Source organism: Pseudomonas sp. GW704-F2 (assembly GCF_059423025.1).
The window spans coordinates 19,484-35,885 of record NZ_JBWKXO010000027.1 but is presented as its reverse complement, the minus strand read 5'-3'; the positions used below and the strand labels follow the sequence as shown (position 1 = coordinate 35,885).

The window sequence follows — 16,402 nt, the reverse complement described above, 5'->3', positions numbered from 1 at the left end:
CTTTCGAGTTGCTTCAAGCCAATTGGCGGCGCAGTTCAGCCAACACCGGCGCCGAATCCGGACGCACGCCGCGCCACAGGAAGAACGCTTCCGCCGCCTGCTCCACCAGCATGCCGAGGCCATCCATCGCCACCGCCGCGCCGTGTTCCGTGGCCCAGCGGCAGAATGCGGTCGGTTCCTTGGCATACATCATGTCGTAGCAAAACGTTTTGCCCGGCGCGATCAAGCTGCCCGCAATCGGCGGTACATCGCCTGACAGGCTGGCGGAAGTGGCATTGATGATCACGTCCACCGGCTCACACAGCCAGTCGAAACCACTGGCAGACACCGGGCCCAAATCGTCGAACAACTCGGCGAGCATTTCGGCTTTTTCCACGGTGCGGTTGGCGATGATCAGCGACGCCGGCCGCTCGGCCAGCAACGGCTCCAACGCCCCGCGCACTGCGCCGCCAGCGCCGAGCAACAGGATGCGTTGCCCTTGCAGGTGCAGCCCGGCATTCACCGTCAGGTCGCGCACCAGGCCGGCGCCGTCGGTGTTATCGCCCAGCAGGCTGCCATCGGCCAGCTTGCTCAGGGTGTTCACCGCCCCGGCGCGCTCGGCGCGTGCGGTGAGGGTGTCGGCCAGGCGGTAGGCGTCTTCCTTGAACGGCACCGTGACGTTGGCGCCACGGCCTTGTTGAAAAAACTCACGGGCAAACCCGATGAAATCCTCGAGCGGCGCAAGCAGAGCGCTGTAGTCCAGTTGCTCGCCGGTCTGCTCGGCGAACATGCGGTGGATCAACGGCGACTTGCTGTGGCCGATGGGGTTGCCGAACACCACATAACGGTCCATCAGACCGCCGCCTTGGGCGCAGCCACGCCGAGCCAGTCGCGGTCTTGCAGGAAGTAGTCGGTGAGGCGCGCTTCTTCGCTGCCGGCCTCGGCTTTCCAGTCGTAGCTCCAGCGCACCTGGGGCGGCAGCGACATCAGGATCGACTCGGTACGCCCGCCCGACTGCAGGCCGAACAAGGTGCCACGGTCGTAGACCAGGTTGAATTCAACGTAGCGACCACGGCGGAATTCCTGGAATTCGCGCTGCTGTTCGGTATAGGCCTGGGCCTTGCGGCGCTGCACGATCGGCAGGTAGGCGTCGATGTACGCATCGCCGATGGCACGGATGAAGGCGAAGCAGGTGTCGAAGTCCCACTCGTTCAAGTCATCGAAGAACAGGCCGCCGATGCCGCGCGGTTCGTTGCGATGCTTGATGTAGAAGTAGGTGTCGCACCAGGCCTTGTAGCGCGCATAAACGTCGGCGCCGAACGGCGCACAGGCCTGTTCGGCCACGCGGTGCCAGTGGATGCAGTCTTCTTCGTTGGCGTAATAGGGCGTGAGGTCGAAGCCGCCGCCGAACCACCACACCGGCTCTTCACCTTCTTTTTCAGCGATGAAAAAGCGCACGTTGGCGTGGGAAGTCGGTACATGCGGGTTGTGCGGGTGAATCACCAGCGACACCCCCAGCGCTTCAAACCCGCGCCCGGCCAGCTCGGGGCGATGCGCGCTGGCGGACGGCGGCAGGCCGCTGCCAAACACGTGGGAAAAGTTGACGCCGCCTTTTTCGATCACCGTACCGTTTTCAATCACACGGGTGCGACCGCCGCCACCGGCTGGCCGGGTCCAGGCGTCTTCGATAAAGCGAGTGTCCGTCTCGAAGGTTTCCAGGGCGCTGCAAATACGGTCTTGCAGATCAAGCAGATAGGCTTTAACAGCCTCGGTGCGGGTAGTCATGGCATCACCTTGAATCGGGCAAAGCTACGCGAGGCCATTGGGCGTCGGCGGCAAATGGGCGCACAGGATACCACCGCACTCAACTCCGTCGCAGTTGACGAAGATCAAGCTTAGGAGTCCGATAGGGGGCTACCCGAATTCGAACCCAGGAGAAGTGCAGATGGCCAAACGTATCCAGTTCAGCGTCCATGGTGGCCCTGAGGTGCTTGAGTACGTGGACTACACGCCAGCAGAACCTGGCCCACAGCAAGTTCGCGTGCGCAACGCGGCCATTGGCCTGAACTTCATCGACACCTACTTCCGCAGTGGCTTATACGCGCCGCCGGCCTTGCCGTCGGGCCTGGGCGCCGAAGGTGCCGGTGTGGTCGACGCCGTGGGCAGCGAGGTCAGCCAATTCAAGGTCGGCGACCGCGTGGCCTACGGCAGTGGGCCATTGGGTGCCTACAGCGAACTGCACGTGTTGCCCGCAGCCAACCTGGTTCACCTGCCGGACGACATCAGCTTCGAACAAGCCGCCGGCGCGATGCTCAAGGGCCTGACCGTGCAATACCTGCTGCGCCAGACCTATGAGTTGAAGGGCGGCGAAACCATCCTGTTCCACGCCGCAGCCGGTGGCGTGGGCTCCCTGGCCTGCCAGTGGGCCAAGGCCCTGGGCGTGAAGCTGATCGGCACGGTCAGTTCGCCGGAAAAAGCCGCCGTGGCCAAATCCCACGGCGCCTGGGCAACCATCGACTACAGCAAGGAAAACGTCGCACAGCGCGTGCTGGAATTGACCGACGGCAAGAAATGCCCGGTGGTGTACGACGGCGTCGGCAAGGACACCTGGCTGACCTCGCTGGACTGCGCGGCGCCCCGGGGGTTGGTGGTGAGTTTCGGTAACGCCTCGGGCGCGGTGGACGGGGTGAACCTGGGGATTCTGGCGGCCAAGGGCTCGCTGTACGTCACCCGGCCGACCCTGGCGACCTACGCCAGCAACCCCAAGGACTTGCAGGCCATGGCCGATGATCTGTTCTCGATGATCCAGAGCGGCAAGGTACGCATCGATATCAACCAGCGCTTCTCGCTGGCGGAAGCGGCCAAGGCGCAGACCGAGCTGTCGGCGCGGCGCACGACCGGGTCGACCATTCTGTTGCCGTAAGGCTTGGGGTTTCTGGCGTGGCTAGGGGCGCCATCGCGGGCAAGCCCGGCTCCTACATTTGACCGTGTTGTCATGACGGAACCGATCGAATGTGGGAGCCGGGCTTGCCCGCGATAGCCACGCCACGGTCTCAGGACGGCCGCACAACCTCACCCGTCACCAGATCGCGAATCAGGCTCGGGTTCTTGCGCCCACCGAGGGCGCCACCCAACACCAGATCGACCTGGCCACGGAAGTACTGCTCGACGCGAATCCGCGTGCGGGCGGCCGGGCGGCCCTGGGGGTTGGCCGAGGTGGAAATCAATGGCCCGACCAATGAGCACAAGTCACGCACCAGCGGATGGTCGCTGACCCGCAGCGCCACGGTGTCGTGCTCCCCCGTGACCCATTCCGGCAACAGGTCCTGATGAGGCACCAGCCAGGTGTTCGGCCCCGGCCAGGTACTGGCCATGCGGTCGATCCAATCCTGCGGGAAGTCTTCGAAGAGAAAATCGAACTGGCGGATAGTATCCGCGACCAGGATCAGGCCCTTATCCACCGAGCGGTTCTTGATCGCCAGCAGCCGGTCCACCGCCGCTTCGTTCCACGGGTCACAGCCCAGGCCCCAGACCGCCTCGGTCGGATAGGCAATCACCGCGCCTGCGCGAATTTCTCGTGCGGCTTCCAGCACACGCCACCTGTTGACCATTACTCACTCTCCGGACTAAAGCTCTGCGCAGTTTACCGATCTTCCCTGCAAAACCTAGCAGCGCGCGAGCCAACGCCCGCTTTCGCAGATCACCTGGCCTTCCAGCTCCAACTCGGTGAGGCTCGCCAGCACCTGGGACAACGGCCGCCCGCTGGCAATCGCCAGGGCTTCGCTGGTGTGGGGCGCCGCATGCAGCAGTGCGACCAGTGGATGAGTCGCCGGCAGCGGCACCGGACGCGACAGCGCCTGCCAGCCGCGCAAGCCTTCAAGAATGTGCTCGATGGTTTCCACCAACACCGCGCCGTCGCGGATCAGCTGATGACAACCCTTGGCCGCAGGATGATGGATCGAGCCGGGAATCGCATACACCTCGCGCCCTTGCTCGGCGGCGAGCCGCGCGGTGATCAGCGAACCGCTGGCGATGCCGGCTTCCACCACCAGCACGCCCAGCGACAGACCACTGATGATGCGGTTGCGCCGGGGGAAATTGCCGGCCTGGGGCGCGGCGTCCAGCGGAAACTCGGAAACCACCGCGCTGCCCTGGGCAATCATCGCGGCCGCGAGGCGTCGGTGGCGCTGTGGATAAAACTTTTCCAGGCCGGTGCCGAGTACGCCGATGGTCTGCCCGCCGACCTCCAGGGCCGCTTGATGCGCCGCGCCGTCAATGCCCAGGGCCAGGCCGCTGGTGATGACGAAACCGGCACTCGCCAGGCTGCGGGAAAAGGCGGCGGCGGTGTCCATGCCGGGGCGCGATGCGCGGCGGCTGCCGACTATGGCCAACTGGGGTTTTTCCAGGATCGCAGGGTCGCCGGCGACGAATAACAACGGCGGTGCGTCATCGATCTGGGCCAGCAGTGCGGGGTACTCAGGCTGGTCCCACATCAGCAAATGCTGGGCCGGACGCGCCAGCCAGGCCAATGCGACACTCGCGCCCTCGCGGACTTCATGGCTACGCCGGGCCTCGGCGCTGACGGCGGGCAAGCCGAGCGAACGCCAAGCGCTGGCCGGCGCGCTGAGCGCCTTCGAGGCGCAGCCGAACGCGTCGATCAACCGGCGAAAACGCTTCGGGCCCAGTTCCGGCAGCCTGTGCAAGCGTAGCCGGGCTTCCAGTTCTGCCGGGGAAATTTCACTGCTGTTTATCGGATACATCTGATCATCCTTGACCGGAACAAGCTGTGGATAACTCTGTTGGTAACTTATTTAGCAGCCTATTTATTGCGTTTGACGGGCCGTCTCGAAACGGTCCATCACCGCCAGTGGCCGCGAGGCATTGAGGACCAGGCCGTAACTGAGTTTTTCGTAGGTGCGAAACACCAGCAGCATGCCGCCGTACTCATCGGCCAGCTTCACCGGAGCGCCGCTGAGAGCGTCGCGTACCGTGGCGCCGGTCTTGATCACATTCAGCCGTTGGCCGTCGACCAGGCCGTCGCGGCGGCCTTTATTCAGGGTCACGGCATCCAGCACGCCGATCTGCGTCACGCCCTTGGGCACGTCGATGATGCGCCCTTCGATAAACGGCGCGGCCTGCGGGCCTTCCAGGCTGGCCAGCGCAACCGGCGGTTCGGCACGCAGCAAGCGGTCGCCGGGGCGCACTTCCTGGGTGACCCGTTGTACGGCAAGGGTGGTCAGGTCGCCGGCCATCACCCAGTGCGCGGTGCCGATGTCGTCGGCGTGGATACCCAGTAACTCCTGGGTTTTGGGGTCGGTGTAGACCTTGCCTCGGCGGAAAATCCCATAGCTTGGCTGGGCCGGGTCCAGGACGCCGCGGGCATGCACGCGCTCGCCATTGGCCCCCAGCACGCGCCCGGCCTCAGCCGCGACAACGTAGGGCGCGTTATCGAGATCGAGGGGCGAATCGAGGATGCGATTGTGTAACAAAAATCGCTGGATGGCCTGTTGCGTCGGTTGATCCAGGCGCGGGCCGGGCGATGGAAGCAGGGCCTGGGCGAACGGCGCCCAGAGCAGCAAGACGAGTAGCGATTTCCTCATGGGGTGAATCTCCTTTATTATGTACGTTCGCGTGAAACGCCATAGCCTTCGCGGCTTCCGAGCGTTCCACACCGGCCGTGCGGGTCCATCCCTACGCCGATTTGCCTTTACCTCACATGTGCAGCAATTACGCTTATGGCTATTTTGAACATCCTCGAATTCCCCGACTCGCGCCTGCGCACGATCGCCAAACCGGTGGCCGTAGTGGACGATAAGGTTCGTCAGTTGGTCGATGACATGTTTGAAACAATGTATGAAGCCCCGGGCATCGGCCTCGCCGCGACCCAGGTCAACGTGCATCAGCGTGTCGTGGTGATGGACCTGTCCGAAGATCGCAGCGAACCACGGGTGTTCATCAACCCCGAGTTCGAAGCGCTGACCGACGAAATGGGCGAATACCAGGAAGGCTGCCTGTCGGTGCCGGAGTTCTACGAGAACGTCGAGCGCCCGGTACGCGTGAAGATCAGGGCCCTGGACCGCGACGGCAAGCCCTTCGAGCAGGTTGCCGAAGGCCTGCTGGCGGTGTGTATCCAGCACGAATGCGACCACCTCAACGGCAAGCTGTTTGTCGATTACCTGTCCACGCTCAAACGTGACCGGATCAAGAAGAAGCTGGAAAAAAAGCACCGCCAGCAAGCTTGATGCCCTTCTTCCAAAGGCTTGCTGCGGCAAGCCTTTTTCTTTTGTGACTGCTTTTAACCGAGAACGCCCATGACCGAGCCACTGCGCATTGTTTTTGCCGGCACACCCGAATTTGCCGCCGAACACCTCAAGGCCCTGCTCGCCAGCCCTTATGACATCGTCGCGGTGTACACCCAGCCGGATCGCCCGGCCGGTCGCGGGCAAAAACTGATGCCGAGCCCGGTCAAGCAACTGGCGCTGGAGCACCACATTCCCGTGCTGCAACCGCCGACCCTGCGCAACGCCGAGGCCCAGGCCGAGTTGGCAGCGCTGAAACCGGACCTGCTGGTGGTGGTGGCCTACGGCTTGATCCTGCCCCAAGTCGTCCTGGACATCCCGCGCCTGGGTTGCATCAACAGCCACGCCTCGCTGCTGCCACGCTGGCGCGGTGCGGCACCGATCCAACGCGCCGTGGAAGCGGGCGACAGCGAAAGCGGCGTGACCGTGATGCGTATGGAAGCGGGCCTGGATACCGGCCCGATGCTGTTGAAAGTCAGCACCCCGATCACCGCCGAAGACACCGGCGGCAGCCTGCACGATCGCTTGGCCGAGATGGGCCCGCCGGCCGTGATCCAGGCGATTGCCGGGCTCGCTGCCGGCACCCTCGAAGGCGAGGTGCAGGACGACAGCCTGGCGACCTACGCGCACAAACTGAACAAGGACGAAGCACGCCTCGACTGGAACCGCCCGGCCGTGGAACTGGAGCGCCTGGTGCGCGCGTTCAACCCGTGGCCGATCTGCCACAGCACCCTCAACGGCGAAGCCTTGAAGGTTTTGGCTGCCACCCTGGCCGACGGCAAGGGCGCCCCCGGTGAAATCATCGGTGCCAGCAAGGACGGCCTGCTGGTCGCCTGCGGTGAACAGGCGCTGTGTCTGACGCGTCTGCAATTGCCCGGTGGCAAGGCGCTGAGTTTCAGCGATTTGTTCAACAGCCGTCGTGAGAAATTTGCCGTAGGCACGCTTCTCGGGGTGGCCGCCCAATGAACCCGCGTCTGGCCGCCGCCAAGGCCCTGGCCGCCGTGCTCAACGGCAAGGCTTCGCTGAACAGTTCGCTGCCGACCCAGCTGGATAAGGTCGAAGACCGTGATCGCGGCTTCACCCAGGACCTCGCCTTCGGCACCGCGCGCTGGCAGCCACGGCTGTCGGCGCTGGCAGCCAAGCTGCTGCAAAAGCCGTTCAAGGCGGCCGATGCCGATGTGGAAGCGCTGCTGCTGGTAGGCCTCTATCAATTGCTCTACACCCGCGTGCCGGCCCACGCCGCCATCGGTGAAACCGTCGGCTGCGCCGAAAAGCTGAAAAAACCCTGGGCCAAAGCCCTGCTCAACGCCGTGCTGCGCCGCGCCCAGCGCGAAAGCGAAGCGCTGCTGGCCGAGCTGGAACATGACCCGGTGGTGCGTACCGCTCACCCGCGCTGGCTGCAAAAATCTCTGAAAGCCTTCTGGCCCGAGCAATGGGAAGCCATCTGCGCGGCCAACAATGCACACCCGCCGATGATCCTGCGGGTCAACCGTCGCCATCACCGCCGCGATGCTTATCTGCAATTGCTGACCGATGCGGGCATCGCGGCCGCGCCGTGCGTGTACAGCACCGATGGCATCGTGCTCGAAGCCGCCACCGACGTGCGCAGCCTGCCGGGCTTCGCCGAGGGCTGGATCAGCGTGCAGGATGAAGCCGCGCAACTGGCGGCCGACCTGCTCGACCTGGCCCCAGGCCAGCGCGTGCTGGACGCCTGCTGCGCCCCCGGCGGTAAGACGTGTCACATCCTGGAGGTCGAAAAAGACCTCGCCGGCGTCGTCGCCGTCGACCTGGAAGCCAAGCGCCTGGTGCGCGTGCGGGAAAACCTCGCACGCCTGGGCCTGAGCGCCGAGCTGATCGCCGCCGATGGCCGCGACACCGCCACCTGGTGGGACGGCAAGCCGTTCCAGCGCATCCTGCTCGACGCGCCGTGCTCCGCCACCGGCGTGATCCGTCGCCACCCGGACATCAAGCTGACCCGCCAACCCGACGACATCGCCGCCCTGGCCGTGCTGCAAGGCGAACTGCTCGACACGTTGTGGCCGACCCTGGAAGTCGGCGGCATCCTGCTCTACGCCACTTGTTCCACCTTGCCCACCGAGAACACCGAGGTCATCGAAGCCTTCCTCGCCCGTACCAGCGGCGCGCGCGAGCTGGACCTCGCCACGGCAGCCGGCATCAAGCAGCCCCACGGGCGCCAATTGCTGGCACAGGAAGGCGGACACGATGGCTTCTACTACGCCAAACTGATCAAGATCGCCGCCGCACGCGGCTGAACGGTTCAAAGGGAGTAACCGGATGAAAATCATCATCCTCGGGGCAGGGCAGGTCGGTGGCACGCTGGCCGAGCATTTGGCCAGCGAAGCCAACGACATCACCGTGGTCGACACCGATGCCGAGCGCCTGCGCAACCTGGGCGACCGCCTGGACATTCGTACCGTGCAGGGTCGTGCGTCGTTTCCTACGGTGCTGCGTCAGGCGGGTGCCGACGATGCCGATATGCTGGTGGCCGTGACCAACAGCGACGAGACCAATATGGTCGCGTGCCAGGTCGCCCACACGCTATTCCACACCCCGACCAAGATCGCCCGGGTGCGTGAAGCCGCGTACCTGACCCGCGCCGGCCTGTTCGACAACGACGCGATCCCGGTGGACGTGCTGATCAGCCCGGAGCAGGTGGTCACCCACTACATCAAGCGCCTGATCGAGATTCCCGGCGCGTTGCAGGTGATCGACTTCGCCGACGGCAAAGCGCAACTGGTCGCAGTGAAGGCCTATTACGGCGGGCCGTTGGTCGGCCAGCAACTGCGCCAACTGCGCGAACACATGCCGAATGTGGAAACCCGCGTCGCGGCGATTTTCCGGCGTGACCGGCCGATCCTGCCCCAGGGCGACACGGTGATCGAGGCTGACGACGAAGTCTTCTTCATCGCCGCCAAAGCCAATATTCGTGCCGTGATGAGCGAAATGCGCCGTCTCGATGAGACGTATAAACGCATCGTCATCGCCGGTGGCGGGCAGATCGGCGAACGCTTGGCCGAGGCCATCGAAAGCCGCTACCAAGTGAAGATCATCGAGATGAGCCCGGCGCGCTGCCGGCATTTGTCCGACACCCTCGACAGCACTGTAGTCCTGCAAGGCAGCGCCTCGGACCGCGACCTGTTGATGGAAGAAAACATCGCCGACGCCGATATCTTCCTGGCCCTGACCAACGATGACGAAGCCAACATCATGTCATCGCTGCTGGCCAAGCGGCTGGGGGCGAAGAAGGTGATGACCATCATCAATAACCCGGCGTATGTCGACCTGATCCAGGGCGGCGATATCGACATCGCCATCAGCCCGCAGTTGGCGACTATCGGCACCTTGCTTACCCACGTGCGCCGTGGCGATATCGTCAGCGTCCACTCCCTGCGCCGCGGCGCGGCGGAAGCCATCGAGGCGATCGCCCATGGCGACTCGAAGTCGAGCAAGGTGATCGGCAAGGCCATCCGCGACATCGGCTTGCCGCCGGGCACCACCATCGGTGCGATCATTCGCGATGAAGAAGTGATCATTGCCCACGACGACACGGTAATTGCCACCGGTGACCATGTGATCCTGTTCCTGGTGGATAAAAAACATATCCGCGATGTGGAGAAGCTGTTCCACGTGGGGTTGAGCTTTTTCTGATCAAACGGAGTACACCGACATGCTCGAATCCCTGGAGAAAATGCTGGCCAAGGGTGTGGATAACGCCCTGCTGCGCTTTGGGCTGGGCAAGGGTTATCTGGACCTGAAGGACAACGCCAAGGCCGCCGAGCATCTGCACAAGTGTGTCGAGTTTGATCCGAAGTATTCGGCGGCGTGGAAGTTGCTGGGGAAGGCGCACGTCGGGCTGGGCGATCAGGCTGCCGCGCGACTGGCCTGGGGGAAGGGCATTGAAGCGGCCCAGGCCCATGGCGACAAGCAGGCCGAGAAAGAAATGATGGTGTTCCTGAAAAAACTCGACCGCCAGGCTTGAGCGGAACTCAAATGTGGGAGGGGGCTTGCCCCCGATAGCGGAGGTTCAGTCAAATATGCATTGGCTGACACACTGCTATCGGGGGCAAGCCCCCTCCCACATTGGTTTGTGTTGCCTTTGAGTCAGTACCACCGCGCCTCACCCGGCGGGCGTTTCTTGAAGCGCTTCATGCTCCACATGTACTGGCTCGGGTAGGCGCCGACATAACGCTCCACCACCTTGCTCATCGCCGCGCAGGAGGTGGCGGTGTCGGTGCTGTACATGTCTTCCGGCGCCGCTTCCAGGATCACTTTGTAGCCTGAACCGTCCGGCAGGCGCAGGGCATGCAGGAATACGCCGACCGCCTTGTGGCCCGCGAGCATGTTCGGCACGAACTTGCTGGTCAGCGCCTGGGTGGCGAAGAACGGCACGAAGATCCCCGCCGATTCGGCCGGCTCCGGGTCGGCCGGAATGCCCACCTGGCCGCCCTTGCGCACTTCCTTGATGACACTGAGGATGCCTTCCTTGGTGGACGCCGCCACGCGGTTGCCCAGTTGCACGCGTTGCTTGCGCAGCAGGTCATCCACCGCCTTGAGCTTCGGCGGGCGGTAGAAAATGATCGGTTTGCACTGGCTGCAATAGAAGTGGTTCAACACTTCCCAGTTGCCCAGGTGGCTGGTGATACCGACCACGCCTTTGCCCGAGGCCAGGGCTTCGTGGAGGACTTCCAGGCCTTCGACTTCGCGCACCAAGTCGATGGAGCGCTGAGCCGGCCAGATCCAGGCGCAGGCGCTTTCGGTCAGGGACTTGCCGATGTCCATCAGGCTGCGGCCCACCAGGCGCTCGCGCTCGGCCGGGTCCATGTCCGGGAAGCATTTTGAGAGGTTGATCCGCACCGTGTCGCGGGAGCGGTTGGGGGTTTTCCACATGATCCAGCCAATCGCCGAACCTACGGCTTGCACGGCGCGCCAGGGCAGCAGGGCAAACAACCGGAGAGCGCCTACCAGCAAGGCGCCTTTAAACTTTTCCACAGGTCACTCCTGATCGTGTGTGGTGCGCAAAGCACGCATTCTAACCGGCGTTGGCCAAGTCCGCGTAACGGTCGCAGTCCTGGGTGTGGTCCATGACCATGCCCGAGGCCTGCATGAACGCGTAGCAAATGGTCGGCCCGACGAAGGTGAAGCCGGCTTTTTTCAGCGCGCGGCTCATGGCCTCGGCTTCGGCGGTAATCGCCGGGACTTCGCTGCGGTCCTTGAAGTGATTGACCTTGGGCACGCCGCCGACAAACGACCACAGCAGCCCCACCGGGTCCTCCAGCGCCAACCAGGCCGCGGCGTTGCGGCGGGTGGCGTTGAGCTTCAGACGATTGCGCACGATGCCTGGGTCGAGCATCAACGCTTCGATCTCGGCATCGCTCAGCCGCGCCAGGCGCTGTGCATCAAAACCGAACAAGACCTTTCGATAATGCTCGCGTTTGCGTAAAACGGTGATCCAGGACAGGCCCGCCTGGAACCCTTCGAGCAAAAGTAACTCGAACAAACCCTGCGCATCGCGCAGCGGCGTTCCCCACTCCTGATCGTGATAAGCCATGTACAGCGGATCTTCAGAACACCAAAAGCAGCGTGGCATAAGGCTCCAGGGGATGGTGGCGCGGCCGAATCGGGTATACTCCCGCTCTTTAAATCGCAGCCCAAGTAACAGGTGAATTTCGTGAGCCAGCCTACGCCAGCCGTGCGTACCTTCCAAGACTTGATCCTCGCCCTCCAGCAGTACTGGGCCGAGCAAGGTTGTGTGGTACTTCAGCCCTACGATATGGAAGTAGGCGCCGGCACTTTCCACACCGCTACATTCCTGCGGGCCATCGGCCCGGAAACCTGGAACGCCGCTTATGTGCAGCCCAGTCGGCGCCCGACTGACGGCCGCTACGGCGAAAACCCGAACCGTCTGCAGCATTACTACCAGTTCCAGGTGGTCTTGAAGCCGAACCCGGACAACTTCCAGGAGCTGTACCTCGGCTCGCTGAAACATGTCGGCCTCGACCCGTTGGTCCACGACATCCGTTTCGTCGAAGACAACTGGGAATCGCCGACCCTGGGCGCCTGGGGCCTGGGCTGGGAAGTCTGGCTGAACGGCATGGAAGTCACGCAGTTCACCTACTTCCAACAAGCGGGCGGCATCGAGTGCTACCCGGTGACCGGCGAGATCACCTACGGTCTCGAGCGCCTGGCCATGTACCTGCAAGGCGTGGATTCGGTCTACGACCTGGTGTGGGCAGACGGCCCGTTCGGCAAAGTGACCTACGGCGATGTGTTCCACCAGAACGAAGTGGAACAGTCGACCTATAACTTCGAACACGCCAACGTCGAGAAGCTGTTCGAACTGTTCGACTTCTATGAAAGCGAAGCCAAGCGCCTGATCGAACTGGACCAGCCGCTGCCGTTGCCGAGCTATGAAATGGTGTTGAAGGCGTCCCATACCTTCAACCTGCTGGACGCCCGCCGCGCCATCTCGGTGACCGCGCGCCAGCAATATATTCTGCGTGTTCGCACCCTGGCGCGTTCCGTCGCCCAAGCCTACCTGCTGGCTCGCGCCAAGCTGGGCTTCCCGATGGCAACCCCGGACCTGCGTGATGAAGTGTTGGCTAAGCTGGAGGCTGCACAATGAGTGCTCAAGATTTTCTGGTTGAACTGGGCACCGAAGAGCTGCCACCCAAGGCACTGAACACCCTGGCCGATGCGTTCCTGGCCGGTATCGAAAAAGGCCTGCAAAGCGCCGGCCTGAAGTTCGAGGCGAAAAAAGTCTACGCCGCGCCGCGTCGCCTGGCGGTGTTGCTGACCGCGCTGGAAACCCAGCAGCCGGACCGCAGCATCAACCTCGACGGCCCGCCACGCCAGGCCGCCTTCGACGCCGAAGGCAACCCGACCCAAGCAGCGCTGGGCTTTGCCAAGAAGTGTGGCGTCGAGCTGAGCGAGATCGACCAGAGCGGCCCGAAACTGCGTTTCAGCCAGGTCATCAAAGGCAAGCCGACCGCCAGCCTGTTGCCGACCATCGTCGAAGACTCCCTGAACGACCTGCCGATCCCCAAGCGCATGCGCTGGGGCGCGCGCAAGGAAGAGTTCGTGCGTCCGACCCAGTGGCTGGTGATGCTGCTCGGTGACCAGGTCATCGATTGCACCATCCTTGCCCAGAAAGCCGGCCGCGATTCCCGTGGTCACCGCTTCCACCACCCGCAAAGCGTGCGTATCACCGCGCCGGCCAACTACCTCAACGACCTGCGCGCCGCCTATGTGCTGGCCGACGCCAACGAGCGTCGCGAGCTGATCAGCAAGCGCACCGAAGAGTTGGCCCGCCTGCAGGAAGGCACCGCCATCGTGCCGCCAAGCCTGCTGGACGAAGTGACCGCCCTGGTTGAATGGCCGGTGCCGCTGGTGTGCTCGTTCGAAGAACGCTTCCTCGATGTGCCGCAAGAAGCGCTGATCACCACGATGCAGGACAACCAGAAGTACTTCTGCCTGCTGGACGTGGACGGTAAGTTGCTGCCGCGCTTCATCACCGTGGCCAACATCGAAAGCAAGGACCCGCAGCAGATCATCGCCGGTAACGAAAAAGTCGTGCGCCCGCGCCTGACCGACGCCGAGTTCTTCTTCAAGCAAGACAAGAAGCAGAAGCTCGAAGACTTCAACCTGCGCCTGCAAAACGTGGTGTTCCAGGAAAAACTTGGCAGCGTCTACGACAAGGCTGTGCGCGTTTCCAAACTGGCCGCCTACATTGCCCCGCGCATTGGCGGTGACGCTGCCTGGGCTGCGCGCGCCGGCCTGCTGTCCAAGTGCGACCTGGCCACCGAGATGGTCGGCGAGTTCCCGGAAATGCAAGGCGTTGCCGGTTACTACTACGCCCTCAACGACGGCGAGCCGGACGATGTCGCCCTGGCCCTGAACGAGCAGTACATGCCGCGCGGTGCTGGCGCCGAGTTGCCGACCACCCTGACCGGTGCGGCCGTGGCCATTGCCGACAAGCTGGATACCCTCGTCGGGATCTTCGGCATCGGCATGCTGCCCACCGGCAGTAAAGACCCGTATGCCCTGCGCCGTGCGGCCCTGGGCGTGCTGCGGATCCTGATCGACAAGAAGCTCGACCTCGACCTGACCCAGGCCGTGGTGTTCGCAGTCGGCCAGTTCGGCGGCAAGGTCAAGCAAACCGGCCTGGCCGAGCAAGTGCTGGAGTTCGTGTTCGACCGCCTGCGTGCGCGTTACGAAGACGAAGGCGTGGACGTTTCGGTGTACCTGTCGGTACGTGCCCTGCAACCGGGTTCGGCGCTGGACTTCGACCAACGCGTGCAAGCCGTGCAGGCCTTCCGCAAACTGCCGGAAGCCGACGCCCTGGCTGCCGTGAACAAGCGCGTGTCGAACCTGTTGAGCAAGGCCGACAACCTCGGTAATGCCGATGTCGACCCAGGCCTGTTCGCCGATGCCAAGGAGTTCTCGCTGAACTCGGCCATCGCCAAGGCGGAAAATGCGGTGAAACCGTTGATCGCCGAACGCAACTACGCCGAAGCACTGGCGCGCCTGGCCACCTTGCGCGAGCCGGTGGATGCGTTCTTCGAAGCGGTGATGATCAATGCCGAAGATGCCGGCGTGCGGAAAAACCGCTACGCCATGCTGGCGCGTTTGCGCGGTCTGTTCATCAACATCGCTGACATTTCCGTATTGGGCTGATCATGTTGAAACTGCTGATTCTCGATCGGGACGGGGTGATCAATTACGACTCCGACGCTTACATCAAGTCGGTGGAGGAATGGATCCCACTGCCCGGCGCGATCGAGGCCATCGCGCAGTTGAGCAAGGCCGGTTGGACGGTGGCCGTCGCCACCAACCAGTCCGGCATCGCCCGCGGCTACTACGACATCGCTACCCTGGACGCCATGCACGCGCGCTTGCGCACGTTGGTGGCGGAGCAGGGCGGTGAGGTGGGGCTGGTGGTGTACTGCCCCCACGGGCCGGATGAGGGCTGCGATTGCCGCAAACCCAAGCCTGGCATGTTGAAAACCATTTCAGAACATTACAACGTGCCCCTGGCTGGGCTATGGTTCGTCGGGGATAGCCTCGGTGACCTGGAGGCGGCCAAAGCCGTCGACTCTCAGCCAGTTTTGGTAAAGACCGGGAAAGGCGAAAAGACCCAGGCGAAAAACCTGCCGGTAGGCACCTTGATTTTTGACGATCTGGCGGCGGTTGCCGCAGAACTTATCAACAACTAGCCGCCCTCGACTGCCTGACCAAGGACTGTTCGGGAGTGCGCCTTCAACAGGCGGGCTGTGTCCCGCAACGGTAAATGCCGCCATGTCGATTTTGCAGGCCATCAGAACCTTCTTCTTTTACCTGCTGTTGGGCACCAGTTCGTTTCTCTGGTGCACCCTGAGCTTTTTTATCGCGCCTTTTCTGCCGTTCAAGGCGCGCTATCGCTTCATCAACGTCTATTGGTGCCGCTGCGCGCTGTGGCTGACCAAGGTGTTCCTGAACATCCGCTTCGAGGTCAAGGGCGCGGAAAACGTCCCGGATCAGCCCTGCGTGATTCTGTCGAACCACCAGAGCACGTGGGAGACGTTCTTCCTCTCGGCGTACTTCTCGCCCCTGAGCCAAGTGCTCAAGCGCGAGCTGCTGTATGTGCCGTTCTTCGGCTGGGCGATGGCGATGCTGCGCCCGATCGCCATCGACCGCGACAACCCCAAGGCGGCGCTCAAACACGTGGCCAAAAAGGGCGACGAACTGCTCAAGGACGGCGTCTGGGTGCTGATCTTTCCGGAAGGTACGCGTGTGCCCTACGGCACCGTCGGCAAGTTCTCACGTGGCGGCACGGCATTGGCCGTCAACGCCCACCTGCCTGTGTTGCCGATTGCACATAATGCCGGCAAGTACTGGCCAAAAACCGGTTGGGCAAAACGTGCAGGCACCATCACCGTGGTGATCGGGGAACCGATGTACGCCGAAGGTGAAGGGCCGCGTGCAATTGCCGCACTGAATGACCGCGCCGCCGCCTGGAATGAAGCCCAGCAACGCGCCATGGGTTCGCTGCCGCCGGAGCCGGTGGCGGTGGACACACCGGTGGCCTGATCATCTGTGGATAACCTGTGTACGGTTTGTTGGCAAAA

Annotated in this window: 17 protein-coding genes; 10 read left to right on the top strand and 7 right to left on the bottom strand. The window is 63.2% G+C overall.

What is annotated here, in order from left to right; translation table 11 throughout:
• Positions 1-13 precede the first annotated feature (13 nt).
• Both aroE and hemF read right to left on the bottom strand, forming a co-directional pair.
• Entirely contained in the window at positions 14-832 is an 819-nt protein-coding gene (gene aroE / locus AC07W0_RS21255; RefSeq protein ID WP_017848973.1) for a shikimate dehydrogenase, read from the bottom strand.
• Positions 832-1,764 carry an oxygen-dependent coproporphyrinogen oxidase gene (hemF, locus tag AC07W0_RS21250; protein WP_017848972.1) on the bottom strand — a complete coding sequence of 311 codons (933 nt, stop codon included), beginning with the start codon at positions 1,762-1,764 and terminating at the stop codon, positions 832-834. Before hemF ends, aroE begins: the two co-directional genes overlap by 1 nt.
• 160 nt (positions 1,765-1,924) lie before the next feature.
• On the opposite strand from hemF, the gene AC07W0_RS21245 reads away from it, so the two are divergent.
• Positions 1,925-2,902 (top strand): NADPH:quinone reductase, encoded by a 978-nt coding sequence (locus AC07W0_RS21245; protein WP_017848971.1) that lies wholly within the window; start codon positions 1,925-1,927, stop codon positions 2,900-2,902.
• A 130-nt stretch (positions 2,903-3,032) separates the two neighbouring features.
• Here AC07W0_RS21245 and tsaC read toward each other — a convergent pair whose 3' ends face one another.
• The 3 genes from tsaC to AC07W0_RS21230 form a co-directional block, all read right to left on the bottom strand.
• Entirely contained in the window at positions 3,033-3,590 is a 558-nt protein-coding gene (gene tsaC / locus AC07W0_RS21240) for an L-threonylcarbamoyladenylate synthase type 1 TsaC (RefSeq protein ID WP_017848970.1), read from the bottom strand.
• Between the two features lie 54 nt (positions 3,591-3,644).
• Positions 3,645-4,739 carry a DNA-processing protein DprA gene (gene dprA / locus AC07W0_RS21235; RefSeq protein WP_102618196.1) on the bottom strand — a complete coding sequence of 365 codons (1,095 nt, stop codon included), beginning with the start codon at positions 4,737-4,739 and terminating at the stop codon, positions 3,645-3,647.
• Between the two features lie 63 nt (positions 4,740-4,802).
• Positions 4,803-5,579: a hypothetical protein gene (locus AC07W0_RS21230; RefSeq protein WP_057004926.1), complete on the bottom strand. Its 777-nt coding sequence runs from the start codon at positions 5,577-5,579 to the stop codon at positions 4,803-4,805.
• Positions 5,580-5,714: 135 nt separating this feature from the next.
• Here AC07W0_RS21230 and def point away from each other — a divergent pair, with 135 nt between their 5' ends.
• From def to AC07W0_RS21205, 5 genes are all read left to right on the top strand, one after another.
• Positions 5,715-6,221, top strand: coding sequence for a peptide deformylase (gene def, locus AC07W0_RS21225; protein WP_017848967.1), 507 nt, complete (start codon positions 5,715-5,717; stop codon positions 6,219-6,221).
• Positions 6,222-6,290: 69 nt separating this feature from the next.
• Entirely contained in the window at positions 6,291-7,244 is a 954-nt protein-coding gene (gene fmt, locus AC07W0_RS21220; RefSeq protein ID WP_102618197.1) for a methionyl-tRNA formyltransferase, read from the top strand.
• Entirely contained in the window at positions 7,241-8,551 is a 1,311-nt protein-coding gene (gene rsmB, locus AC07W0_RS21215) for a 16S rRNA (cytosine(967)-C(5))-methyltransferase RsmB (protein ID WP_102618198.1), read from the top strand. The genes fmt and rsmB overlap by 4 nt, the downstream gene beginning before the upstream one ends.
• Positions 8,552-8,573: 22 nt before the next feature.
• The gene (trkA, locus tag AC07W0_RS21210) at positions 8,574-9,947 is read left to right on the top strand and encodes a Trk system potassium transporter TrkA (RefSeq protein ID WP_017848964.1); all 1,374 of its coding nucleotides are present in this window, start codon (positions 8,574-8,576) and stop codon (positions 9,945-9,947) included.
• Between the two features lie 19 nt (positions 9,948-9,966).
• The gene (locus AC07W0_RS21205; protein WP_102618199.1) at positions 9,967-10,278 is read left to right on the top strand and encodes a hypothetical protein; all 312 of its coding nucleotides are present in this window, start codon (positions 9,967-9,969) and stop codon (positions 10,276-10,278) included.
• Positions 10,279-10,400: 122 nt separating this feature from the next.
• Here the strand turns inward: AC07W0_RS21205 and AC07W0_RS21200 are convergent, their stop codons facing one another.
• Together AC07W0_RS21200 and AC07W0_RS21195 are read right to left on the bottom strand one after the other, a co-directional pair.
• Positions 10,401-11,288, bottom strand: coding sequence for a lysophospholipid acyltransferase (locus AC07W0_RS21200; protein WP_017848962.1), 888 nt, complete (start codon positions 11,286-11,288; stop codon positions 10,401-10,403).
• Between the two features lie 40 nt (positions 11,289-11,328).
• Positions 11,329-11,886, bottom strand: coding sequence for a DNA-3-methyladenine glycosylase I (locus AC07W0_RS21195; protein WP_017848961.1), 558 nt, complete (start codon positions 11,884-11,886; stop codon positions 11,329-11,331).
• 81 nt (positions 11,887-11,967) lie between these two features.
• Between AC07W0_RS21195 and glyQ the strand changes: the two genes are divergently transcribed.
• The 4 genes from glyQ (at position 11,968) to AC07W0_RS21175 (ending at position 16,364) form a co-directional block, all read left to right on the top strand.
• The gene (gene glyQ, locus AC07W0_RS21190; protein WP_003213601.1) at positions 11,968-12,921 is read left to right on the top strand and encodes a glycine--tRNA ligase subunit alpha; all 954 of its coding nucleotides are present in this window, start codon (positions 11,968-11,970) and stop codon (positions 12,919-12,921) included.
• Positions 12,918-14,972, top strand: coding sequence for a glycine--tRNA ligase subunit beta (gene glyS / locus AC07W0_RS21185; protein ID WP_017848960.1), 2,055 nt, complete (start codon positions 12,918-12,920; stop codon positions 14,970-14,972). Before glyQ ends, glyS begins: the two co-directional genes overlap by 4 nt.
• Complete coding sequence (gmhB, locus tag AC07W0_RS21180) at positions 14,972-15,511, top strand: D-glycero-beta-D-manno-heptose 1,7-bisphosphate 7-phosphatase (RefSeq protein WP_169850580.1); 540 nt, start codon at positions 14,972-14,974, stop codon at positions 15,509-15,511. Before glyS ends, gmhB begins: the two co-directional genes overlap by 1 nt.
• Positions 15,512-15,593: 82 nt before the next feature.
• Positions 15,594-16,364, top strand: a complete 771-nt coding sequence (locus AC07W0_RS21175; protein WP_017848958.1) for a lysophospholipid acyltransferase family protein — start codon at positions 15,594-15,596, stop codon at positions 16,362-16,364.
• Positions 16,365-16,402: the final 38 nt, after the last annotated feature.